Here is a 24435-nt window from a genome sequence, read left to right on the forward strand (position 1 = left end):
CAGTGCTGCAGGTGAAGTCTCCCAGTCTTGTTTTGCTTTTGCTAAGCCCTTTTCCGGCGCTGGCCTCTGGCTGGCTGCTTATTCAGCCGTATTTACTCCCTGTGGTCTCCGTACTTTCCATTATGGCATTGGTGCTGGCACACCTGAGCCTGGTGCGGATGCGGCGTTACCAGCACCGTCTGGAACAAAGTGAAGAACGTTTGCGCTTATCCTTGTGGGGCAGCGGCGATGAGTTATGGGACTGGGACATAGAACAAGGCCAGTTGTACCGTTCCAGCTCCTGGCACCAGCCGCTGGAAAAACCAGACAATGCCCAGCAGTTCCCTCCGAACAAATCGGAAATTCACCCGCAGGATTTAGACAGGGTGACCCGCGCCCTTGAACAGCATATTCATGGGATTACGCCTATTTTTGAAGCCAGCTACCGGATTAAAGCCGCTGACGGCCAGTGGCTCTGGGTGCTGGACCGCGGCAAAGTGGTGCATCTGAACGAAGAAGGCAAAGCAGTCCGGATGACAGGCACGCTGAAAAATATTCAGCAGTTGAAAGAAACCGAAGAGCGGCTGGGTTTATTCGCACGCTGTCTGGAAAATATCTCTGACGCTGTGCTGGTCTGTGACACCAATTTTGTCGTGGTGGAAGTGAACCCGGCGTACCAGAACATTACAGGTAAAAACCGCGAGCAGGTGCTACACCATCTGTTCGAGTTACCGCTTTACCCGGCCCGGTTTTTACATGAAATTCGCCAGACCCTGTTTGAACAGGGGTACTGGTCAGGGGAAATTGAAGAAAAACGTCAGAATGGCGAAATTTTCCAGGCCGAACTCAGCTTTGATGTGATTCGGGACGACGAAGGCATGGTGCAGCAGTTTGTCGCCGTGATGTCGGACATCAGCGAGCGTAAACGCCGTGAAGCCGAATTGAACCGTCTGGCCGATACCGACACCTTAACAGGCTTGCCCAACCGCTCCCGTTTTTCCAATCACCTGACGCAACTGGTCAAAGAACAAGTCCCACATGCACTGCTGGTGTTTGATTTGGATAACTTTAAAAAAATCAACGACTCGCTGGGCCATGAGCTGGGCGACACCCTGCTCTGCCGTCTGGCGGAGCGTTTAAGCCACTTTATCCGCTTCAAAGCCAAGCTGTACCGCTTAGGCGGCGATGAATTCGCCGTGGTACTGGAAAACACCAATGATATTCACAGCATTACCAGTCTGGCGAAAGAGCTGTTAAAGCAAATTAACCAGCCGTTTTTTATCGAACAACACGAACTGGCGATTACCAGCAGTATTGGCATTGTGATGTACCCGGAAGACGGCCTGGACCCACAGGCACTGCTGCGAAACGCCGATACCGCGATGTACCACGCCAAAAATGAAGGCGCCAACCGTTACCTGTTTTTTAATGATTCGATGAACAAACTGGCGGTGAAACGCCTCCAGGTGGAGAACCTGATCCGCCATGGTTTGAAAGAAGATTACTTCTCAGTGTTTTATCAGCCGAAGATGGACATAGTTACCGGGCAACTGGTGGGGATGGAAGCGTTGGTGCGTTTTATTACGCCAAAAAAAGGTGTAATAAGCCCGGCTTCTTTTATCCCTGTGGCAGAAGAAACAGGCCAGATTGTCGAGATTGGCGAAGTGGTGTTGCAGAAAACCTGTGAAGATGTGAAACGCTGGATTGATCAGGGCCTGTTTCATGGCCGGGTCGCCGTCAACCTGTCAGCCAAGCAGTTTATGCTGCCATTTTTATGTGAGCAGATAGACGATATTCTGCAGCGCTCTGAACTGCCCTCCTACCACCTGGAGCTGGAAATTACCGAAGGCACGGTAATGCAGTCACCGAAGCTGGCCATAGATACCATGAAGAAGCTGCGTGCCCGCGGTATTCATCTGGCGATGGATGATTTTGGCACTGGTTATTCGTCTCTGGCCTACCTGAAGCAATTTCCGCTCAATACGCTGAAAATCGACAAAGCTTTTGTCGATGACATGACCTCAGCCCGCGGCCGCAATATGGTGGATACCATAGTCACTATTGCACACAACCTGAATCTGACCGTAGTGGCTGAAGGGGTGGAAACAGCCGAGCAATTGCAGCAACTGAAACAGTTACGTTGTGAAATTCTACAGGGGTTTTACTACAGCAAGCCTTTATCTGCCGCTGAGTTTGCGGCCTTCCTGAAGCAACAAAAACAACAGAAACCTAAACTGGCCGCCGTACACGCATAAGCAGCATCGGCGTTAACGCAAACAACAGCGATTAAAAAAGCCCTAACGGGCTTTTTTAATCGGCATCGCTGCTGTCAGCGAAAGAGAAATCGTCACTGCCATCGGCAATACGCTTTTTGCCAAATACCGTATGGAATTTACGTTTTTCTCCAACACGCTGCTTGTATTTGACCCAGACTTTTTCATACTGACTGGCTGCTTCCGCTTCGCCTTTGCACACGTCCAGAAAACGTTTCTCTTCGTCGTTAACTGGCTGGCGGCTGCCTTGTTCTAACTCTTGCATGGCGATGCCATGTTTCTCCAGCAAATTACCTTCTGCCAGAGTAAAGCGCCCGGACCTGGTAAATCCCTTTGGGAAATTACGGTCATCGAAAAAGCGACGGGTAGCGACAAAACTTTGCTGCATCACTTTTTACCTCTAATGTCGTTAATTTACAGCTGTCCCAATGAAACTGTGCGCAGTATGGTAAACAAAATCAGACTCGTCAAACAAAAATTTGGCTTTGTCAAAAGATTTCAGAGAGGCAGGAACAAGGAGGGAAAAGACGTGCAAAAATTAACCGCAACTGACTGAGTTTTAGTAAGTTTTAGCTGGCAACCTGCGGTAAAAATTGTTGGATTAACACTTAAACCGCACCTTGCTGGCATAGGCACGTTTCAACGTCAGGCGTTTATGGCTGTGAAAAAAAGGCAGAACCAAAGGACCAAAACACAAGGCCGCCAGAGCCCAGCGCCGGGCCGCCATGCCAGTACGCAAAGCCGCAATATAACAGGCCACAGCACTCGTCAAACTAGCCAGCAAGAATACCAACACAGACACCTCCGGTAAAAAACCGCGCGCAGTATACCAAGATAGCCCGGCCGTTGCGGCTATTTTTCACTCAACAAATACGTTTGTTTTGTTTTGCACCCGTTCCCTGCCGTTTTGCAGAAAAACAAAGCCAGCAATTCGCTGGCTTTGATGCGTATTAAAGACGAGCCAGGCTGTTAATAAAAGGTCTCTGCCCGCTCTGCTTTGTCCAGCAACAACTGGCAAGGGGCAAAACGGCTGCCGTGTTGTTGCTCAAAGCTGCGCAGGTGCGCCACCAGAGTTGCCGCGCCCATCTGGTCAATGTAACGGAACGGGCCGCCATGGAATGGTGGGAAGCCGATACCAAAAATGGCCCCTACATCCCCATCACGGGCGCTGCTAATAATGCCCTCTTCCAGACAACGCACCGCCTCGTTCAGCATCTGCACCGTACAGCGCAGTGCGATTTGGTCCAGGCTTAAACGTTCCTGCGGGTTCAGCCCCAGCAACAGGTACACAGAAGGGTCGACCTGCTTTTTGCCTTTTTTCGCTTTGGCCCCATAGAGGTAAAAGCCTTTTTCACTCTTACGGCCTTTACGGCCATCGGCCATCAGCTTGTCAAAGGCGGCAGGTGCGACAAAACGCTCCCCCAGCTCCTTGGCCAGAATGGGGCTGATTTTGGCGCCCACATCAATACCCACTTCATCCAGTAAGGTGATAGGCCCCACCGGGAAGCCAAATTTCACCAGCGCCTTATCCAGCTGCTCTACGGGCTCGCCTTCCAGCAGGATGTTGGCCGCTTCGTTCATATAAAGCGCCAGAATACGGTTGACATAAAAACCGGCCCCGTCTTTTACCACTATAGGGGTTTTGCCTTGTTTGCGGGCAAAAGCCACAGTGGTGGCAATGGTTTCAGGCGAGGTTTTGTCATGGGCAATCACTTCCACCAACGGCATTTTATCGACCGGTGAGAAGTAATGCAGACCAATCACATTTTCTGGCCGCGCCGCTTCAGCCGCGATCTGACCTATAGGCAACGAACTGGTATTGCTGGCAAACACAGTGTGTTCGCTGCAGTGCTGCTCAATGTCTTTGACCATCTGACGTTTGAGGTTCAGATCTTCAAATACCGCTTCCACCACCAGGTCGACATCATGAAAACCACTGTAATCTGTGGTGCCTGTCAGCAACGACATCTGCTTTTGCAGTTCGGTTTTGCTGATAAAACGACGACGGAATTTCTTCTCCAGCAGGCTGTAACTGTATTTCAGTGCATTGCTGATGCCGGTCTGGTTAATGTCTTTAATCCGCACCGGAATACCGGCTTTGGTGGCCGTGACATTGGCAATACCACCGCCCATCAGGCCGCCCCCTAAAATAGCCGCCTTTTGCACTTTGCGTGGTTTCACATCGCCGGCGCCTGTTTCTTTTTTCATCGCGGTTGTCGCGAAGAAAATAGAACGCAGCGCTTTGGACTCTGCCGTCATACAGAGCTCACCAAAAGCTTTGGCTTCGACATCCAGGCCTTTGTTAATGCCACCGCTGATCCCGGCTTCAATCGCCTCCAGGATTTTCAGTGGCGCCGGGTAATTGCCATGGGTTTTCGCCAGCGTTTGCTTTTTCGCCTGCGAAAACAGAATGGAACGGCCGAACGGCGTTTTTTCCAGCACTTTGCCAACCAGGTTCAGTTTCACCTGACGGGCTTTGGGTTTGCCTTCCAGCGCCAGTTTCACCGCCGCTTCGAGCAGAATACTTTTTGGCACCACCGCATCCACTAAACCTGCTTTTTTGGCCTGGGCTGCACGCAACTGCTTGCCAGTTAAAATCATGTCCAGTGCTTTTTGAATACCGACCAGACGAGGCAACCGCTGGGTCCCCCCAGAACCAGGCAACAGGCCCAACTGCACTTCAGGCAAGCCCAACACCGTTTTATTGTCTGAGGTGGCTACCCGCTTATGACAGGCCATTGCCAGTTCCAGCCCCCCGCCTAAACAAGGGCCGTGAATGGCAGCAACCAAAGGCACAGGCAAAGCTTCCAACTGGTTAAACACCTGTTGACCCATACGGCCAATGTCTTCAGCCTGCTGCGCAGTGCTGCAGCCATCCAGCATGCTGATGTCGGCACCCGCAATAAAGGAGTCTGGCTTGCCAGAGATAATCACCAGGCCTTTGATGTCTTTATTGCTTTTGATTTCACTCAGCAGTTCTTTGATCTCATCAGCAAAGGCGGCTTTGAGCACATTCATACTCTCGCCCTGCACATCCATGCTAATCACGCCCACACCATCCGGACGGACGGACAGGCTAAAAGTCGACGCAGTCATTAATCAGTCTCCAGAATCATGGCAGCACCCAAACCACCGGCGGCACAGGCGGTGGTCAGCGCAGTCCCTCCACCGCGGCGTTGCAGTTCATTTAAGGTTTGGGTAATTAAACGGGTGCCGGTGGCGGCAAAGGGGTGGCCATAAGCCAGTGAGCCACCAATAACGTTGAATTTGTCCATATCAATGTCACCAATGGCATCAGAGCGGCCCAGTTTCTCTTCGGCAAACTTTTTGCTGCCGAACATTTTCACGTTGGCCAGTGCCTGTGCCGCAAAAGCCTCGTGCATTTCAATCAGGGTTAAGTCAGACAGCTTCATACCAGCGCGGTCCAGCGCAACAGGCGTGGCATAAGACGGGCCCATCAGCATATCGTCCCACACATCGATGGCGGCAAAAGCGTAGCTGCGGATATAACCCAACGGCTTGTAGCCGAGCGCCTTGGCACGGCTTTCCGTCATCATCAGTACCGCAGAGGCACCGTCTGTTAAAGGTGTGCTGGTGGCGGCGGTGACCGTACCAAACTGGCGGTCAAATACCGGTTTTAATTTGGCGTACGATTCCAGCCTGGAATCGGTGCGGATATTGTTATCCATCTCAAGGAAGGTTTTGTAGGGCTCGATATGCGCCGCCATCACTTCGTCTTTTAACTTGCCGTCCGCCCAGGCCTGCGCTGCCAGACTGTGCGAGCGGTGCGCCAATGCGTCCTGGTCTGCCCGGCTGATGCCATGGGTTTTCGCCATTTGCTCAGCCGTATCGCCCATCGATAAACCTGTGGTGTATTCCGCGACAGCCGGTGGCACCGGCAACAGGTCTTTCAGGCCCAGACGGCGGAATATCGCAAGTTTCTGGCCAAAGGTCTTGGCTTTATTTAAATCCACCAGCGCACGCGCTAATTTCTTGCTGACACCAATCGGCAGCACTGAACTGGAATCGGCACCACCGGCGATGGCAATGTCATGGATACCGGCCATCATGCCTTCCGCCACACTGACCACAGACTGGAAACTGGTGGCACAGGCACGGGTCACGCTGAAGGCGTCGGTATGAATATTCATACCGGTCCCGAGCACGATTTCACGGGCAATGTTCGGCGCTTCAGGCATTTGCACGACTTGACCATAGACCAGCTGATCTATTAGCTTGGGCGACAATTCGCTGCGGATCAGCAGTTCGTTGACAACCAGCTTGCCTAATTCCAACGCGGAAACGCCATGGAATTCAGTAGCTTGTTTGGCAAAAGGGGTTCTCAGACCACGCACAATCGCGATGCGGTCTCCCTGACGGGTCTTAAGTTCAATAGGCGCGGCCATAACTGTCCTCGAGTTGCTGATGTGGCTGTGTCTGAACAGGTCAGACCTCTAATTTGAATCGATTGTAACCACAGATCGGTGAAATTAAAACACTTGTTTTAAAGCCTGCAGAACCTTATAGATAACTTCAGGTCAGAGCCTAGCTGCTTTTGCAGTTAACTGCATGGAAAACAACAACTAACTGGACCAGTATTTATGGTACAAGCCTTTTCTGCATTAAAAGAGTATTTAGACAGTCAGGTGCTGGGTCAAAGCGCCCTGACCGAAGGAATTTTGCTGGCCTTGTTGGCCAACGGCCACTTGTTGGTGGAAGGCCCGCCTGGCCTGGCCAAAACCCGCGCGGTCAACGCCCTGGCAAAAGGGGTCGAAGCCCGTTTCCACCGCATTCAGTTTACACCCGATTTATTACCAGCCGATTTAACCGGCACCGACATTTACCGGCCTGACACTGGCCAGTTTGAGTTTCAGGCTGGCCCTTTGTTCCACCATATTATTCTGGCGGACGAAATTAACCGGGCTCCGGCCAAGGTGCAGTCTGCATTATTAGAAGCCATGGCGGAAAAACAAATTACGGTGGGCCGCAAGACCTACGCCTTGCCTGAACTGTTTTTGGTGATGGCCACGCAAAACCCGCTGGAGCAGGAAGGCACTTACCCGCTGCCTGAAGCCCAGTTGGACCGCTTTTTATTGCATCTGAAAGTGGATTACCCGGATGCGGCCACTGAACTTGAGATCCTGCGGTTAACCCGCGGTGAAGCGTTGTCGCAACAAAAAGCCGAATTGTCCCCCATCAGTCAGACGGATATTTTTGCCGCCCGTAAAGCCATTTTACAACTGCATATGGCACCAAGCCTGGAACAATACATAGTGCAGTTGATTATGGCCACCCGCAACGCCGCCGCTTACAGCGATGAGCTGGCCAGTTGGATTGCTTATGGTGCCTCCCCGCGGGCCTCTATCGCGCTGGAACGGTGTGCCCGTGCGAAAGCCTGGTTGTCTGGCCGCGATTTTGTCACGCCGGATGACGTGCAGGACGTGTTTTTGAATGTACTGCGTCATCGCCTGATCCTGACCTATGATGCAGAAGCTCAGGGCCTGACCACGGATCATGTGCTGAAACAAATTCTGAAACTGGTGCCTGTGGCCTGATGCAAAACGCCTCTTCTGTTTATGAGCAACTGCAGGCGCTGAAAACCAACGGCATCGATTTGGATTTGCCGCAGCTGTTGGCCTACCAACGCTTTCACAGCCTGCTCGATTTAAGCCCGAAAATGGCCATACAGAGTAAGCTGGCCGGTAGCTACCTGGCGAAAACCAAAGGCCGCGGTATGGAGTTTGATGAAGTACGGCATTACCAGACCGGTGATGATGTCCGCACCATCGACTGGCGGGTGACGGCCCGCACCGGCAAAATGCACACCAAGCTGTTCCGGGAAGAAAAAGAGCGCCCAGTCTTTATTCTGACCGACTTGTCGGACTCAATGCAGTTCGGCTCCAGTTTGTTATTTAAGTCGGTGCAGGCGGCTCATCTGGCGGCCCTGCTCGCCTGGCATGTGAAAGAGCGCGGTGACAAGCTCGGTGGCCTGGTGTTCAGCCAGGAGCAACTGCTGGAACTGAAACCTGCGGCGCGCAGCCAGTCGGTATTGCGCTATTTAAATGCGATGCTTCGGGTGCAACAGGGGAAAGCGCTGCCGTCCAAAGTACAGCTGGATCAGGCACTGGCTTTACTGCGTCGGCTGGTACATCCAGGCGCGTTGGTGTACTTACTGTCGGATTTCAGCACTTTAACGGCCCAGGGCTGGCGTCATATTCAGGCCATTCGTCAGCACAATGAAGTCTGTGCCGTGCAGATTCTTGATCCGCTGGACAGCAGCTGGCCTGCCCATGCCAGTGGTGGGGCCCGCATCAGTAACGGCGAGGAGGAAGCTGTGCTGGATTTAGGCTCAGGCTTTAAACGCCAACAGTATCAACTTGAACAGCAGCAACAGCAGCAGCAATTGCAGCTGAGCTTTCAACAACTGGGTTGTCGCTTTATGCAGCTGTCCAGCGGTGAATCGTTATTACAACAACTCAACAGGAGCTGGGGCCATGGCCACTGAACCTGCATTACAACTGGCCGACATCAGCGAGCCGGCCCTGGCCACCTTCTGGCCACCAGCCCCTCTCTGGTGGGGGCTGGCCTTAGTGGTGTTCCTGCTGTTGGTCTGGGTGGTCAGGCATTTGATGCGCCGGCGGCATAAACAGCTGGCATTACGCCAGGCCCGGCAGGAATGGGCCCAGCTCAGTCCTTTGCAAAGTGCAGAGCTGAATCAGTTGCTCAAACGTCTGGTCAAACACTACCAGCCGACGCACCCGGCTCTGTCGGCTGCTCTGCCCCAATGGCAACAGCTGCTGCAGTCGTTGCACACAGAACCTTTGCCAGATTTACAGCACCTGTTGTATCAGGGCGCACCAGCTGAACAACAACAGCAAAAGTTTTACCACTGGGCAGGCGCTCTTCTGCGTCAGCTGAATGTACAGCAACTGGAGGCCTTATGTTCGAATTAGGTTATCCCTGGTTGGCTTTACTGCTCCCCTTGCCTTTGCTGTTCCGGCAAAAAACCAGCGCCCATGGTGCCGCGTTGCGCCACCAGGCGCTGTATCAGTTCAGCCGGAAACAACAAAGCAAAGTGCAGGCCCCACGGCACTGGAGCCGCTGGTTACGTGCCCTGTGCTGGTGTTTATTGGTGTTGGCGGCGACCCAGCCTCGCTGGTTGGGTGACACCATCACCTTGCCACAACAAGGACGCGACCTGATGCTGGCCGTTGACCTGTCCGGTTCGATGGACATTACCGATATGCAATACCAAAACCAGGCCATCAACCGGCTGGATGCGGTGAAGCTGGTACTAAACGATTTTATTCAGAAACGTCAGGGAGACCGGCTTGGGCTGATCCTGTTTGGTGACGCCGCTTATCAGCAAACCCCTCTGACGTACGACCTGACCACAGTCCGCACTATGCTTGATGAATCGGTGCGGGGATTGGCCGGTGAGCGCACCGCCATTGGTGAAGCCATTGGTCTGGCCATTAAACGGCTGAACAGTTACGAAACCTCCAACAAAGTGCTGATTCTACTGAGTGACGGCGCCAATACGGCCGGGGTGATTCAGCCGCTGGAAGCCCTGCAACTGGCCAAAGCCGCCGGGGTAAAGATTTACACTGTGGGTGTGGGCGCAGAACAAATGGTGCAGGAGAGCATCTTTGGCCGGCAACTGGTGAACCCGTCGCAGGATTTGGATGAAGCCCTGCTGACTCAACTGGCGACTGAAACCGGCGGCCGTTATTTCCGCGCCAGGGATTTACAGGAGCTGGCCGGCATTTATCAACTGCTCGATCAACTCGAACCTGTGGAGCGTGATCAAATCAGCTACAGGCCCCAACAAAGCCTGCTGCATTATCCGCTGCTGCTGGCGTTGCTGCTTATGGCTGTGCTGGCGGGTCGTCAAATCCAGTTAAGGAGGCAACACCATGTGGCCTGAACTGCATTGGTTACGGCCTGAAATGGCCTGGCTCGCCTTGCCCGCTGTGCTGTTATGGTTGCTGTTCTGGCGTTTTCGCCGTGTACCCAGCGCCTGGCAGCAGTGGATAGCCCCTCATTTACAACACAGGTTATTCAATGGCACCACAACACAACAACCTCAAAAGGCGCTGTGGCTGCTGCTGTTTTGGCTGCTGTTAGTGCTGGCACTCTGTGGCCCCAGCCTGCAAAAAATACCGCAGCCGGTGTACCAGCTGAAAAAAGCCACAGTGCTGGTGATGGACATGTCCTTGTCCATGCACGCCACGGACCTGGCCCCAGACCGCGCCACACAGGCGCGTTTTAAAGCGATGGATTTTTTGGAAGGCATCCGCGAAGGCGAAGTAGCACTGATCAGTTTTGCCGGCGACGCCTTTGTGATTTCCCCCCTGACGCAGGACAAAAACAACCTGAAGCTGCTGCTGCCCACTTTAAGCCCGGACATTATGCCGGTGCAGGGCTCAAACCTGGCTGCCGCCTTGCAGCTGGCGGCGCAGTTGCTGCAGCAGGGCAATTACAGTCAGGGCGACGTAGTGCTGTTTACCGATGGCTTTTCCAGCCGTGATTACGCGGCGCTGCGTGATCAACTGGATAATTACCCGCACCGTGTTTCAGTGCTGGCCTTTGGTTCAGCCGACGGCGCACCGGTGCGGCTGAGCAATGGCGAGCTGCTCAAGGACAATCAGGGTGCCATAGTGCTGCCCAAAGTGCCCTTACAGCAATTGCAACAGCTGGCCCTGCAAAAAGCCGGCGTTTTTGCTCAGGTACAGCCGGATGACAGCGATATCCGCCAACTGTGGCAATTGCCTGATCTGACCAGCCTGCAGGACGAACAACAGCCCAGCCAGCTGCGGGGCGAGCAGTGGCAGGACAATGCAGTCTATCTGGTCTGGCTGTTGCTGGCATTCTGGTTATGGCAAAAGAAACAAGGCCAGCTGCTGGCACTGTTGCTCTGTGTGTACCTGCCACAAAGCCATGCGCTGGACTGGCAGGATTTATGGCTGAACCAGCAACAACAAGCGAAGCAGGCCTACGAACAGCAGGACTACAGCAGTGCCTGGCAACAATTTGATGACCCTTTATGGAAAGGCAATGCCGCCTATCGAGCCGGCGATTTTGCCGCCGCAGAAAAGTCGTACCGGCAAGCCAGCGGACCGGATGCCAGCTACAACCTTGGCAACAGCCTGGCGCAACAACAACGCTTTGACGAAGCCATTCAGGCTTATGAAGATACCCTGGCGCAGCAGCCGGACCACGCCAATGCCGCCCATAATCTGGAGCAGGTAAAAAAGGCGCTGGAGCAACAAAAGCAGCAAGAGTCTCAGGATCAGAAACAGCAGGGCGACTCCAACGAGCAACAATCTCAGGGCGACCCATCGCAGGAACAAAACGCTGAAGACAAATCACAGCAGAGTGAAAACTCTGAGCAGTCCTCAGCGCAGAATCAGTCGTCCGGGCAAGGTGACAAAGATCCCGAACCTCAGGCAGGTCAACACAATGACCCAGAACAACAAGCCCAAAACAACGAACAACAACAGCAGCAAGAACAGAAACAGGCAGAACAGCAAGAATCCGTTCAGCAAAAACAACAGGCGATATCCGAAGCCTGGCCCAATGCATCACCAGAGCAAAGCCAGCAATTGGATAACTTGCTGAGAAAAGTGCAGGACGATCCCTCCTTATTGCTGAAACGAAAAATGGCCCTTGAATATCAGAAGCGACGCTTTGAACAGGCATCGCAGGGAGTATTGGAAGAATGGTAAGACATGCTGTGTTTGCATTGGGACTGACCCTGCTTTTCGTCAGTCAGCCACTGCTGGCGCTCACTCAACTCAAAGCCAGCTTGGACAAAAACCCGATGCTGTTGGGCGAAACTGCCGTATTGGAGCTGGTGGCCGACGGCGATGTCAGCAGGCAACCGGATTTTTCTGTACTGGAGCCTTATTTTGAAGTGCAGGGACCGTCCATAGGCCAGCAAATGCAAGTCTTTAACGGTCAGGCCAGCCGCACCACCAGCTGGCGTTTATTGCTCAAAGCCCGCGACACCGGGCGTTTTGTGATCCCCGCCTTTACCCTGGAGGGCGTCAGCTCCTCCCCTATTGAGGTGGAGGTGCAAAAAGCTCCGGAGCGCAGCAGTCAGAACAAAGAGTTGTTGTTTGTCGAAAGCAGCCTGGAGCAAGAAAAGCTGTATGTGCAGCAGTTGAGTTATCTGACCGTAAAAATTTACTTTAAAGGCGATTTGCAACGCGGCAGTCTGAATGAACCCAAAGTGGCGGGCCTGAGCATTGAACAACAGGGCAAGGATCAGGAAGGCACTGAACTGGTAAACGGAGAACGTTACCGTACTTTCACCCGCCGCTACCGCTTGATCCCGGAACAAAGCGGTGAATTTACGATTCCGCCCGCCATTCTGAGCGGTGAAATGCTGGACCGCAGCTCTGGCCGCTATGACTATTTTGCGCAGACGCAAAGCGTGACCGCCACCTCCAACAGCCTGACCCTGCGCGTAGAACCACAACCGGTCGATTTCCCCGGTGACTGGCTGGTCGCTGGCCTGGTGGAACTGACCGAAGAATGGAGCCCGGCCGGTACCAGTGTACGTCAGGGTGAGCCCGTGACGCGCACCATCACACTGACGGCTTTGGATGTGGCAGCCAATCAGTTACCCGATTTACCCCAGACAACGCCGGACGGAGTGAAACTTTACCGGGAACAGCCACAAAGCAAACAAGCCGAGCGCAATGGCCGGCTGGTGGCGCAAAAAGTCTTCAGTATGGCGGTGGTTGCCAGCAAAAGCGGTGAACTGACCTTGCCTGAAATTCGGCTGCCCTGGTGGAACGCCAAAACCAACCAACTGGAGTATGCCGAGCTGCCCGCTGTGACATTGCAAGTAGCTGCCGGTGAAAACACTGGCGCTGACACAGCACCTACAGTCAGCACCAGTCAGGCTGTAACAGCCGCAGCCACAGCCACTTCGCCATGGGCATGGACGCACAGCAGTTCGGCCCTGTTGCTGTTGTGGTTAAGCACAGTGGCGCTTTGGGTCTGGCAAGCACTGAAAGCAAGGGCTGTCCCACAAGTCAGCAAAACAGTGACCGAGTCCGCCAAAGCACGGATGAACCCAAAGAAACTGCAACAAGCCGCACACGCCAATGATGCTGCATTGTGCCGCAGCTGGCTGCTGGACTGGGCAGAGCAGTATTTTGGTGAACGACCACAGTCACTGAGCCAGTTGGGGCATTGGTGTGGGCAGGATGAATTCCGCCAGCAACTGGAAGGACTGAATAAGGCACTGTACCAACCGGGTTCAGCCCCTTGGCAAGGCAAGGCGTTATGGCAGAGCTGGTCCAGACTGGAACTGCAAAAACAGTCCAGCCACGCCAGATTGGCGCCGCTGTATCCGAACATGTAGCGGCAACAAACAAGGTGACCGCAGCCAGCTGCCAATTCACCGAAAGCACTGGCTTACTTCCGGAGCTGTTGTTAGCATTCGGCGCATTTTATTAAAACAATAAGCACGGGGGTATTATGGCGACGGGAACCATGTTGGCACTTGCCATTTATTTTTTTGCCATGCTGGCTATAGGGGTCATGGCTTACCGCCAGTCCAGCAGCAATTTGTCTGAGTATATGTTAGGTGGCCGGAAGTTAGGCCCAAGCGTGACAGCTTTATCGGCCGGCGCTTCCGATATGAGCGGCTGGTTGCTGATGGGTGTACCTGGCGCCATGTATGCCTTAGGACTGTCGCAGATCTGGATTGGTGTCGGCCTGGTGATTGGTGCTTATCTGAATTACATCCTGTTGGCACCAAGGTTTCGGGTCTATACCGAACTGGCCAAAGACTCGATCACCCTGCCCGATTACCTGGAAAACCGCTTTGCCGACCCAAGCCGTATGCTTCGTCTGGTCTCGGCCTTAGTGATCGTTATTTTCTTTACCTTGTATACCTCCTCCGGCATGGTGGCCGGTGGCAAACTGTTCGAAACTGTGTTTCAGCTTGACTACCGCTTTGGCTTGTTTTTAACGGCTGGTGTTGTCATAGCTTATACCCTGCTGGGTGGCTTCCTGGCAGTCAGCATGACAGACTTCGTTCAGGGCATGATTATGTTTGTCGCACTGGTTATGGTGCCTGTGGTTGCCTATGGCTCACTGGAGCAACCTGAAACCCTGTTCAGCACCATAGAACAACTGAACCCGACCCATTTGGATCTGTTTACCGGCACCTCATTGCTGGGCATTATTTCTTTATTGGCCTGGGGCCTCGGCTATTTTGGCCAGCCACATATTATTGTGCGTTTTATGGCGATTCGATCGGTGGAAGATTTTAAAGCGGCCCGCCGCATTGGCATGTCCTGGATGATTGTGTCACTGATTGGCGCCATGGCCATTGGTTTTGTCGGTATTGCTTATGTGCATCAGGCGGGTACGACGCTGAAGGATCCTGAAACTATCTTTATCTACTTCTCCCAAATTCTGTTTCACCCCTTTGTCGGTGGCTTACTGTTAGCCGCTATTCTGGCCGCCATTATGAGCACTGTTTCCTCCCAGTTGCTGGTCACCTCCAGTGCACTGACCCAGGATTTTTACAAAACCTTTTTGCATAAAGCGGCCACGGACAAGCAGCAGGTGCTGATTGGCCGTCTGTCCGTGTTGCTGGTGGCTCTGATCGCGATAGGCTTAGCACTGGACAGCAACAACAGCATCTTATCTTTGGTCGCCGATGCCTGGGCTGGTTTTGGTGCCGCCTTTGGTCCTGTGGTGCTGCTGAGTCTGTACTGGTCACGGATGAATCACTGGGGAGCACTGGCGGGCATCAGTGCTGGTGCCGTGACAGTTCTGTTCTGGGTTTATGCCCCCCTGCAAATTGATGGCAAACAACTGGATGATTTCATCTATGCAATGATCCCTGGTGTACTGGCGTCAGCGCTGGCCACTGTGCTGGTTAGCCGTCTGACATCCCCTCCGGCCGCCGGAGTGCAGGAATTGTTTGGTTCTGTGCTGAAAAAGTTAGAAAAAAGTGAAAACAATTAGATAGATAGGCATAAATCAGTCGTCTCGAAGTTTGTTTTGAACAAAACAAAAAAACTCTGTATGACAGATAGTCGGACAGAGTTTTTTTTTGCTACAGTGGGTTGGTCACCCCAAGGAACAGGAATTTCCCCCAAATGTACTTCTACACGGCGCGCCAGCCTATTCTGGACAAAGAGAAGAATCTGTTTGCTTATGAATTATTATTTCGCGATGGGGTAAAAAATTCGTTTCCGGATATAGACAGTGACGAAGCAACCTTAAGAATGATTGAAGGTAGCCAACTGAACCTGGGTCTGGGCGAATTTCTGGATGACAAACCTGGTTTTATAAATTTCACCCTGGATGCGCTCCTCAAAAGATTTCCAACTTTGCTTCCACCTGAGCAGGTCGTGGTTGAAATTCTTGAAACTGTGCAGCCAGGCAAACGATTATTGGCTGAATGTCAGGCACTCAAAAAAGAAGGTTATGTTCTGGCGCTTGACGACTATATTCATCAACCTGTCTGGCGACACTTTTTCCCGCTGATCGATATCATTAAAATTGACTTGCGCAGTACGTCTTTCGAAGAAATACGCCAAATAAAACAGGCGATTGCAGGTTTTCCTCAGATCAAACTTCTGGCTGAAAAAGTAGAGACCAATGAAGAATTCCAACAAGCCATTGAAATGGGTTTTGATTTTTTTCAGGGCTATTTTTTTTCCAAACCTGAAATGATGCAGAGCCGGGCTTTGTCTCCGGCTCAAATGACGCTGGCAGAATTGTTGTACGAAACCGCGAAAAAAGAAATGGACCTGGCTGTCATTACCGGCATATTTGAACGGGATGTAAACCTGTCTTACAAGCTGTTGCGTTATGCCAACTCAGCCGTATTTAAGCGCAGAACCGATATTTCCACCATCCGGCAAGCTTTGGTTTTATTGGGACAAACTGAATTGAAACGCTTTTTGTCTGTCTTGTTTACGGCTCAGGTCGGCTCAGAAAAACCAGCCGAGCTGATGCGTCTGGCAATGACCCGGGCACGATTTGCCGAACATCTGTCAATATTAGCCGGTTTCACAGCTCCGGCAGAGGCCTTCCTCACCGGCATGATGTCTTTAATAGACGCCATTTTGGATGAACCAATGGCGTCGGTCATGACAAAACTTCCGCTGTCCGTTGATATCAAAGCGGCATTGATCGATAACAAAGGTCCGATGGCGGATTACCTGCAATTGATCAAACTATACGAGCAGGCACAATGGGATGAAGCGGAAGTGTGGATCCGGCGACTGCAGTTAGACAACAAAGCAGTGCCGGACGCGTACCACAGTGCGGTGCAGTGGGCCAACGAGCAAATGAAAGCCCTGGGTGAATAACAATACACCACTCAGAAGCTGATATGCTCCGCCACTTTAGCCGCCAGCTTGTCACCAATACCTTTCACTTCCGTCAGCTGTTGCTGATCTTTGATCGGACCATTGGCAGCGATGTACTCTTTGATAGCCTGAGCTTTTTTCTCACCAATGCCTGGAATAGCCACCAGCTGATCCAGACTGGCTTTGTTGATATTAAGTTTAGTTTTTACGGCGGTTTTGGCTTCAGCGCTGACCGTCAAAGGGGCTTTCGCCAACTCCTGAGCCAGGCTCAGGTTAACACCCGCCGTCAGGCTGGCCAGTAACGCGGCAATAAGGATATGTTTCATGATGGATCCCTCCGGTATAGCTCACGTCGCAGACTCTGCCGCCGGGGTTGCGTCCGGTTCCACCTCGTCGCCGTCCTTGCGTTGAGCTGTTATGCAACCTGAAAATAAGCATAGTCACTTGCAACATTATGGCAACTTTTTATCTACATTTTTAAGGCGCTGTCATCGGACTGTTCAGGGGCAATTCAGCCCGGACCAACCATAGTCCGACGATTGAAGCCAAAGCAAGACTGCTTTAGCATAGCGGTCATTAACCCGGTGATATCCCAAAGGAAAGACAGATGCGTTTACTGGTAGTTGAAGACGAAACCCTATTGGCAGAGCAGATCCGCGAACATTTGGTACAACAGCAATTCAGTGTTGACCTGGCATTTGACGGTGCCGAGGGCTGGTACAAGCTGAGCGAGTATCCCTACGATCTAGCTGTCATTGATATAGGTTTGCCAAAAATGGATGGTTTGTCGCTGATCCGGAAAGCCCGCCAGAATGAGCTGAAAACCCCCGTGATTGTATTGACAGCCCGTGGCAGCTGGCAGGAAAAAGTGGAAGGACTGGACGCAGGCGCTGACGATTACCTGACTAAACCTTTTCACACCGAAGAATTATTGGCCCGTATCAATGCGCTGATCCGCCGTGCAGCGGGCCAGCCGGATCCGTTGCTGAATGCAGGCCCCATCCGCCTGAACAGCCGGACTCAACAAGTCTGGCATGAGCAGGATGAAGTCAGCCTGACAGCTTATGAATACAAAGTACTGGAGTACTTTATGCACAATCCAAATAAAGTGATTTCAAAAACAGAGCTGACCGAACACATTTATGATCAGGATTTTGATCTGGACAGCAATGTAATTGAAGTCTTTGTGCTGCGGCTGCGTAAAAAACTGGACCCAACCGGTGAGCTGAAACCAATCGAAACCTTAAGAGGTCGTGGCTACCGTTTTACCCTGGCAGTCAGCTAAATGCAGTTATCACTGAAGCTTCGCCAAGGCGTGATCAGTCTGGTGTTACTGTTGTTTTTATTGCCAGGTTCTTTTTTTGCAATAGAGCAGGCGTTTTACACCCAGTTACTGACCAGCACTGAACAGAAACTCGAAGTTCATATGTATTCGATTCTGGCGGAGGTTCAGCCGCAAGGTGAAGAAGTGGCGTTAAGCAATAACCTGCTTCCCCCTGACTTTTACCGGCCTGATTCTGGCTTAACAGCTTTTATCACCAGTGAAAACAAACTGCTGTGGCAATCAGATTCGTCAATTAACCTGCAGTTTGAACCCCCAATGCATCAGATACTGCCAGCATCCCATGAGTTTGTGCTGATGGAACAACATCAGAAGAAATTTTGGGTCTTGTCTTTTGCGGTACTGTTCGACTCGGGTGACAGCACCTTGCCTATCACTATCCATGTAGTGCAGGACGACGATTTATTGCAGGAACCGCTACAAAGCTTTCGCACCACGTTACGCCAATGGTTTGTCGGCATAGCGGCCGTTTTGCTGTTATTGACCTTGTTGGCCTATTACTGGACAACCAGACCGCTGTGGCTGCTCGACAAAGAAATCAACAAGCTGGAACAGGGCAAGCAGCAGCAGTTGGTTGGCGATTATCCGACTGAACTGCAGAAAATCAAAGAGGACCTGAATTTATTATTGTCCAGCCAAAACCGGCAAAAGCAGCGTTACCGTCATCATTTAAGTGATCTGGCCCATGCTCTGAAAACTCCGATAGCCGTATTGCGTACGTCCAAATTGTCTGAACAGCCCGAGTTGCGTGAGCAATTGGACCGGATCACCGCCATGATAGAACATCAGCTGAAACGCGCGGCGAGTTCAGGCGAAGACGTCTGGCAGAAACAAATTGCCGTTCGCCCTCTGATGGAAAAACTCGAAGCCGCACTGAGTAAAATTTACCGCGACAAAGGTATTCAGCTTGAGATTGAATGCCAGGCCAGCGTCAACTTCCGTGGCGACGAAACAGATTTTATGGAGATCCTTGGCAATTTGATGGACAACGCCTGCAAAGCCTGCCACCACAGAGTCAAAGTCACAGCTTTTGGTCAACCGCTTCAACTGGACGTGGAAGACGACGGTCCCGGTATTCCTGAACACAAAATGCAAGACATGTTCGAACGCGGCACCCGGCTGGATACCTATAAGGATGGCCACGGTGTGGGCTTATCTATAGTGGCTGAATTGGTTCGATCGTATTCCGGTGTGCTACAGGTGTCGCGCAGCCCTCTTGGCGGCGCACGCTTTGTTGTCCGTTTCAGTGAAACTAAAACAAGGGAAACTGCATGAAAACCCTGGTTCTGACTTTATCTGTTTTTGCCTGCCATCTGTCCGCCAACTGTGACGAAAACCAGCAGGATAAAAAAGCGCAGCTCAGATGCCTCGAACAGCAGTTGCAGCAGACTCAGCGGGAACTCAGTACCTGGGAAAACAACCTGCAATTTAAGCTGGAACAGCATGTTAAAACCACAGGCCGTCAGGATGCACTAAATGGTTTCAATAAAAGCCGTCAGAGCTTCCAAAGCTATCAGGAGCAGGATTGCCGCTGGCAATTTCAGCTGCGTTTACCGGAATCGCAGGCTGCAGCAATTGCTTACAAAAGCTGCCAGTTGAGGCATATTCAGCAACGTATTGATCAATTGAAACTTTCTGACTTTCAACCCGAAAATAACTAGCCAGCTATACTTGCCAAGACAGTCACCACCTGAGGCATGCTGATGAAGATCCTGCTCACCGGAGCCACCGGTTTAATTGGGCGCGCTTTGGTTGCGCACTGGCAATCCACCCATCAGCTGATTCTGCTCAGCCGGGATCCAAAACGGGCGGGCAGGCTTTTGGGTACCAACCATCCCTGTGTTGGGCAGTTAAGTGATGTCGATTTTAACCAGTTAGATGCCGTGGTTAATCTGGCTGGCGAGCCTATTGCCGCCAAACGCTGGACCGAGGCACAAAAGCAACGGATCTGCCAGAGTCGCTGGCTTTTAACCGAACAAATCGCCGGCGCCATTCAGCAGGCCAGCACTGCACCTTCGGTGTTGATCAATGGGTCTGCGGTTGGTTTTTATGGCCGACAAGGACCAGAACCTATATCTGAACAAGAGTTGTCCTTTTATCCTGAGTTTAGCCATGATGTCTGCGCCCGTTGGGAAAACCTGGCGAACAGAGCAGCCAGTGAACGCACCCGGGTTTGTTTAGTACGAACCGGTATTGTGCTCAGTGAAAAAGGCGGTGCCTTGAGCAAAATGCTACTGCCATTCCGGATGGGTCTTGGAGGTCCTATCGCCACAGGCCAGCAATTTATGTCCTGGGTCCATATTGAGGATATGGTCGCTTTGATTGATTTTCTGTTGCATCAAAATGAACTGAGTGGCCCTTTTAATGCCACTGCACCACGCCCTGTTACAAATCAGCAATTCAGTCAACTGCTGGCCGCCAGGTTGGGGAGAAAAGCGGCGTTGCGGATGCCCGCTTTTGTGGTCAGGGCTTTATTTGGTGAGATGGCCGATTTGATGCTGTTTGGGCAAAACGCCCAGCCTCAGCGTCTGCTGCAGGCTGGGTTTCAGTTCCGTTATCCTTATTTGAAAGAGGCATTGGCAGCACTTCAGCTCTGAAGTGCGCGCCGCAGTAACAGACTGCCAGGCAGACTTAATAAACCGCGCAACTGCCAGGCGCCCAGCACCGTCACCAAGCCAATACCAGCCACGGGGCCGAGCCACCATAAAGTCCAGTTCGGGCTGTAACTCAACTCAAAGAAACGTTGCTGAACCACAGCAAGCAACACCTCCGCCAGTAAGGTCGCAAAGAGACCAGCCAGAGCCCCCAGCGCAGCAAACTCCAGCAGCAATGCTGAGCGAAGAAATACCGAACTGGCCCCCAGAGTACGCAAGGTAGCAAGTTCTTGTTCACGTTGCTCCAGCGTCGCCTGCACCTGGGCAACCAAGACCAGAGTGGCTGCGGCAACCACCAGGATCAGAATGAAGCTTAACGCTACCGAGACCTGGTTGATGATATCGTTCACCTGTTTGAGGATCGCATCCACCGAAATCACACTGACCGTTGGAAACTGTCGGGCCAATTGATTAAGCAGCTCCGTCCGGTCTGCCGGCAGGTAGAAAGCCGTGATATAAGTGGCAGGGAAATTCTGCATCAGATCTGGTGACAGGATCATATAAAAGTTAGGTTGCAGGCTGTTCCAGTCCACAGTACGGATACTGCTGACTTTGGCATCGAATAATTGCCCGCCGATCGAAAACTGTAAACTATCACCCAATTTCAGCAATAACCGTTGTGCAAGCTCGGCTTCCACCGATACTTCCGCCCGACTGTTTTCATTAAACCACTGGCCCTGACTGATCCTGTTGTTGTCAGGCAACTCGCTGACCCAGGTAAGATTCAGCTCACGCCCTACCCCTTCGCGGCGCTCAGGAGCTTCTTTGGTCGCTTCATCGCGAAACAGTTCGCCATTCACCGCCAACACCCGGCCTGGTACCATTGGATAGAAACCTGTCAGCGTTAAATTTTCGGTGGTGGCTATAGATTCGAGCTCAGCCCGGTCCTGAGCAGTCAGATTGACCAAAAACTGATTAGGAGCACCTTCAGGTACCTGCCGCTGCCATTGGTCCAGCAATTCTGAACGCAGGAAATACAGCAGTAACGTGAGAAAAAGCGCCAGGGTAAAGGTAATGAGCTGAAAAGCGTTTGGCCACAGCCGCCGGCGCAGATTGGCCAGTGCCAGTTTCAATGCGCTGCTTTGGCCTGCCGCCATCGGTTTGGCGATTTTCATCATCAGTGCGGCAAACCCCATCAGTAAGGCCGCAAAAAGTGTACAAAGCGCAAACAAAGCCGTACTTAAGAACAGATCGCCGCTAAACAGCCACATCAGGCCCCAAATGGCTGCGGCGCCGCTGGCCAGGTGAATCGGATCGAGTTTCATGCCTTCGTGCTGCTGACGCAGCACATTCAGTGCTGGCACAGCAGCAAGCCGCCATAACGGCCTGGCGGAAAACAGTAAAGCACAAATTAGTGCCGTCAGCGTACCAAGGCCCAGAGGGCGCCAGCTGAAACGCGCTTCATAATCCGGTAAATAAAACCGGATGCCAAACTGACTCAGCTCAACGGCCAACTGACCCAACAGCAAGCCCAAGGCCACACTAAATATGGTCACCAGTGCCAGATGACTGCTGTAGAGTTTGCGCGTCAGAGTGACACTGGCACCCAAGGCTTTCATCACGGCAACAGCACGGGCGTGGCGTTGACTGTATCGGCTGGCGGCCACTGCGGCAGCACAGGCGGCCAGAACGATACCAAGAAGGCCAGCCAGTAATAAAAAGCGTTCAGCTCTGTCTACTGCACCACCGACGGCAGATTGCCTGTCCATCGTCTGCCATCTGTCCTGAGGGCCCAGCAGGTCTTTGCTTTGCTCCTCAAGCTGCTGCAGACGATCGCCATCCCCAGCATACATCTGCCGGTAGCTGATTCGGCTGCCTGGCTGGATCACTTGAGTGGCTGGCACGTCATCGATATGCATCAGTAACCGGGGCTGACCGCCAAATACACTTAAAGGTGCATCCGGCTCGTTGATAATAATGCCGGCAACCTGTAAGCGGCTTTCGCCAAGTTCGATAGAATCACCCGGTACCACTTGCAACAAATTTAGCAAACGTTCTTCGACAAAGACCTGTCCTGATGTCGGTTTCAACCCGGGTTTCACCTGCTGTACCGTGGTACCAAGCTCTAATGTCCCCCGTAAAGGGTAACTATCAGAGACCGCCTTGATGGCTGTCAGCTGCATGTTTTCCCCAGCAAACACCATGGAATTAAATTGCAGTTGTTGTGCTGCTTTGAGCCCTAACGCATCTGCCTTCTGCTGCACATCAGAATTGAATCCCACAGATGATCGCAGAATTTTATCTGCCGCCACAAAATTGGCACTGCGCTGGTACAAAGCCGCCCGGACTGATTCGGTAATACCTGACAGGCTCACCACTGTCAGTACGGCTAAGAACAATGCGAACGCAATCACCCATAACTCGCCACGTTTGAGTTCCCGCCAGAACAAACGCCACGCCAGTTTAGCCCACATGACGTTGTGCTCCGTCCTGAGCCAGGTCTATTGGGCTCAGTTGACCTGCATGCATGCGGTACCTGAACTGGCAGCGTTGTGCCAGCTCATCATTGTGAGTCACTAACACCAGGGTTGTCCCTTGTTGTTCATTCAGACGAAACAGCAAGTCTTCGACTTTGCTTCCGGTCGCATTATCCAGATTGGCCGATGGCTCGTCAGCAAACAAGACCTGTGGGTTGGTAATAAAAGCACGGGCTATAGCCACCCGCTGCTGTTCACCGCCTGACATCTGCCCCGGGTAAAAATCAGCCCTGTGTGACAACCCCACCTGCTCCAGCAATTCCAGTCCCCGCTGCCGGGCGTCTTTCATTCCGGCCAGTTCAGCCGGTAAGGTGACGTTCTCCAATGCGGTCAGGCTTGGCAGCAATAAAAACTGCTGAAACACAAAACCTACTGTTTTTGCTCGTAATGCAGCTCGCTGATCCTCAGTCATCAGATGCAAAGGCTGCCCCGCCAGGTAACATTCGCCGGCACTGGGGGTATCTAACCCCGCCAGCAACCCCAACAAGGTAGATTTGCCAGAACCGGACGCGCCCACTATGGCAACGCTGGCACCTGCGGCGATAGTCAGGTTAATATCCTGCACTATGGTCAGTGTCCCATCGGACAGCTGCACCTTTTTAGTTAACTGTGTTGCAATAAGATCTGAAGTAGGTGTTGTCATGAATCGTCTTATTTCTGTATTGGGGTTAGTCTGTTGTCTTAGCTTGCCTGTGCAGGCTAAAACCTTACTTATTCTGGGTGACAGCCTGAGTGCAGGCTATGGTTTGAGCCAAAGCCAAAGCTGGGTGCACCTTCTCCAACAAAAGCTATCCGATCAACAGAGTGAAGTCACCCTGGTGAATGCCAGCATCAGCGGTGAAACTTCCGCCGGAGGTTTAGCCCGCCTGCCCGCTTTATTAGCACAACACAAACCCGACGTAGTGTTAATTGAATTAGGCGCCAATGACGGACTGCGTGGCTTTCCCCTGCCTCAGCTTGAACAGAACCTTTCAGCTTTGATAAATCAGGTGCAACAATCAGGTGCCCATGCTGTGCTAATGCAAATACGTATACCGCCCAACTATGGCGCACGCTATAGCAAAGGATTCAGCGATTTGTATCCCAAAATAGCTGCAAAGGCAGATGTTCAGCTCTGGCCATTTTTTATGGAGCAAATAGCGTTAAAACCCGAATGGATGCAAGCAGATGGTTTACACCCCAATCTTACAGCTCAGCCAATCATTGCTGATTTAATGCTGCCAAAGGTGCAAAGTCTAGAATAAAACTGTAAACAAACATAAAAGAGCGGCCGATGGTCGCTTTTTTGCTATACAGTGAGGAATTTGGTGGAGCTAAGCGGGATCGAACCGCTGACCTCTTGCATGCCATGCAAGCGCT

The 24435-nt window shown here is 52.2% G+C and carries 21 protein-coding genes; 14 read left to right on the plus strand and 7 right to left on the minus strand.

What is annotated here, in order from left to right; translation table 11 throughout:
• The first annotated feature begins 11 nt into the window (after window positions 1-11).
• Complete coding sequence (locus tag WKJ04_RS16720) at window positions 12-2234, plus strand: EAL domain-containing protein (RefSeq protein WP_337881457.1); 2223 nt, start codon at window positions 12-14, stop codon at window positions 2232-2234.
• A 55-nt stretch (window positions 2235-2289) separates the two neighbouring features.
• Here WKJ04_RS16720 and WKJ04_RS16725 read toward each other — a convergent pair whose 3' ends face one another.
• From WKJ04_RS16725 to fadI, 4 genes are all read right to left on the minus strand, one after another.
• Window positions 2290-2640, minus strand: a complete 351-nt coding sequence (locus WKJ04_RS16725) for a DUF413 domain-containing protein (protein WP_337843615.1) — start codon at window positions 2638-2640, stop codon at window positions 2290-2292.
• A 213-nt stretch (window positions 2641-2853) separates the two neighbouring features.
• Window positions 2854-3048 carry a hypothetical protein gene (locus WKJ04_RS16730; protein WP_337881458.1) on the minus strand — a complete coding sequence of 65 codons (195 nt, stop codon included), beginning with the start codon at window positions 3046-3048 and terminating at the stop codon, window positions 2854-2856.
• Window positions 3049-3221: 173 nt separating this feature from the next.
• Window positions 3222-5348 (minus strand): fatty acid oxidation complex subunit alpha FadJ, encoded by a 2127-nt coding sequence (gene fadJ / locus WKJ04_RS16735; protein WP_337881459.1) that lies wholly within the window; start codon window positions 5346-5348, stop codon window positions 3222-3224.
• Entirely contained in the window at window positions 5348-6658 is a 1311-nt protein-coding gene (gene fadI / locus WKJ04_RS16740) for an acetyl-CoA C-acyltransferase FadI (RefSeq protein ID WP_337881460.1), read from the minus strand. The genes fadJ and fadI overlap by 1 nt, the downstream gene beginning before the upstream one ends.
• Before the next feature lie 195 nt (window positions 6659-6853).
• Between fadI and WKJ04_RS16745 the strand changes: the two genes are divergently transcribed.
• The 8 genes from WKJ04_RS16745 (at window position 6854) to WKJ04_RS16780 (ending at window position 16603) form a co-directional block, all read left to right on the plus strand.
• Window positions 6854-7807 (plus strand): MoxR family ATPase, encoded by a 954-nt coding sequence (locus tag WKJ04_RS16745; RefSeq protein WP_337843611.1) that lies wholly within the window; start codon window positions 6854-6856, stop codon window positions 7805-7807.
• Complete coding sequence (locus WKJ04_RS16750) at window positions 7807-8757, plus strand: DUF58 domain-containing protein (protein ID WP_337881461.1); 951 nt, start codon at window positions 7807-7809, stop codon at window positions 8755-8757. The genes WKJ04_RS16745 and WKJ04_RS16750 overlap by 1 nt, the downstream gene beginning before the upstream one ends.
• A complete protein-coding gene (locus WKJ04_RS16755) occupies window positions 8747-9205 on the plus strand; it encodes a DUF4381 family protein (protein WP_337881462.1) in 459 nt (152 codons plus the stop codon). The genes WKJ04_RS16750 and WKJ04_RS16755 overlap by 11 nt, the downstream gene beginning before the upstream one ends.
• Window positions 9193-10179 (plus strand): VWA domain-containing protein, encoded by a 987-nt coding sequence (locus WKJ04_RS16760; RefSeq protein ID WP_337881463.1) that lies wholly within the window; start codon window positions 9193-9195, stop codon window positions 10177-10179. The genes WKJ04_RS16755 and WKJ04_RS16760 overlap by 13 nt, the downstream gene beginning before the upstream one ends.
• Window positions 10169-11980 (plus strand): VWA domain-containing protein, encoded by a 1812-nt coding sequence (locus tag WKJ04_RS16765; protein WP_337881464.1) that lies wholly within the window; start codon window positions 10169-10171, stop codon window positions 11978-11980. Before WKJ04_RS16760 ends, WKJ04_RS16765 begins: the two co-directional genes overlap by 11 nt.
• A complete protein-coding gene (locus WKJ04_RS16770) occupies window positions 11974-13629 on the plus strand; it encodes a BatD family protein (RefSeq protein WP_337881465.1) in 1656 nt (551 codons plus the stop codon). The genes WKJ04_RS16765 and WKJ04_RS16770 overlap by 7 nt, the downstream gene beginning before the upstream one ends.
• Before the next feature lie 116 nt (window positions 13630-13745).
• Window positions 13746-15248, plus strand: coding sequence for a sodium/proline symporter PutP (gene putP, locus WKJ04_RS16775; RefSeq protein ID WP_337881466.1), 1503 nt, complete (start codon window positions 13746-13748; stop codon window positions 15246-15248).
• 134 nt (window positions 15249-15382) lie between these two features.
• Complete coding sequence (locus WKJ04_RS16780; RefSeq protein ID WP_337843604.1) at window positions 15383-16603, plus strand: HDOD domain-containing protein; 1221 nt, start codon at window positions 15383-15385, stop codon at window positions 16601-16603.
• Window positions 16604-16614: 11 nt separating this feature from the next.
• Here WKJ04_RS16780 and WKJ04_RS16785 read toward each other — a convergent pair whose 3' ends face one another.
• On the minus strand, window positions 16615-16929 hold the full coding sequence (locus tag WKJ04_RS16785) for a helix-hairpin-helix domain-containing protein (RefSeq protein ID WP_337881467.1): 315 nt from the start codon (window positions 16927-16929) through the stop codon (window positions 16615-16617).
• Between the two features lie 281 nt (window positions 16930-17210).
• Between WKJ04_RS16785 and WKJ04_RS16790 the strand changes: the two genes are divergently transcribed.
• Genes WKJ04_RS16790 through WKJ04_RS16805 form a run of 4 tightly spaced genes read left to right on the plus strand, consistent with a single transcriptional unit; the run spans window position 17211 to window position 20542 of the window.
• Window positions 17211-17888, plus strand: coding sequence for a response regulator transcription factor (locus WKJ04_RS16790; protein ID WP_337843602.1), 678 nt, complete (start codon window positions 17211-17213; stop codon window positions 17886-17888).
• A complete protein-coding gene (locus WKJ04_RS16795; RefSeq protein ID WP_337881468.1) occupies window positions 17889-19220 on the plus strand; it encodes an ATP-binding protein in 1332 nt (443 codons plus the stop codon). It abuts the gene before it with no gap.
• Window positions 19217-19606, plus strand: coding sequence for a lysozyme inhibitor LprI family protein (locus WKJ04_RS16800; RefSeq protein WP_337881469.1), 390 nt, complete (start codon window positions 19217-19219; stop codon window positions 19604-19606). Before WKJ04_RS16795 ends, WKJ04_RS16800 begins: the two co-directional genes overlap by 4 nt.
• A 42-nt stretch (window positions 19607-19648) precedes the next feature.
• Window positions 19649-20542 (plus strand): TIGR01777 family oxidoreductase, encoded by an 894-nt coding sequence (locus WKJ04_RS16805; protein ID WP_337881470.1) that lies wholly within the window; start codon window positions 19649-19651, stop codon window positions 20540-20542.
• Here the strand turns inward: WKJ04_RS16805 and WKJ04_RS16810 are convergent.
• Together WKJ04_RS16810 and WKJ04_RS16815 are read right to left on the minus strand one after the other, a co-directional pair.
• Complete coding sequence (locus tag WKJ04_RS16810) at window positions 20533-23013, minus strand: FtsX-like permease family protein (RefSeq protein ID WP_337881471.1); 2481 nt, start codon at window positions 23011-23013, stop codon at window positions 20533-20535. The two genes, WKJ04_RS16805 and WKJ04_RS16810, sit on opposite strands and share 10 nt — an antisense overlap.
• Window positions 23003-23719, minus strand: coding sequence for an ABC transporter ATP-binding protein (locus tag WKJ04_RS16815; RefSeq protein ID WP_337881472.1), 717 nt, complete (start codon window positions 23717-23719; stop codon window positions 23003-23005). Before WKJ04_RS16815 ends, WKJ04_RS16810 begins: the two co-directional genes overlap by 11 nt.
• Here WKJ04_RS16815 and WKJ04_RS16820 point away from each other — a divergent pair.
• Window positions 23718-24320 (plus strand): arylesterase, encoded by a 603-nt coding sequence (locus WKJ04_RS16820; RefSeq protein ID WP_337881473.1) that lies wholly within the window; start codon window positions 23718-23720, stop codon window positions 24318-24320. The genes WKJ04_RS16815 and WKJ04_RS16820 overlap by 2 nt on opposite strands.
• Window positions 24321-24435: the final 115 nt, after the last annotated feature.

It is taken from the genome of Rheinheimera sp. (assembly GCF_037442345.1).
Lineage (GTDB): Bacteria > Pseudomonadota > Gammaproteobacteria > Enterobacterales > Alteromonadaceae > Pararheinheimera.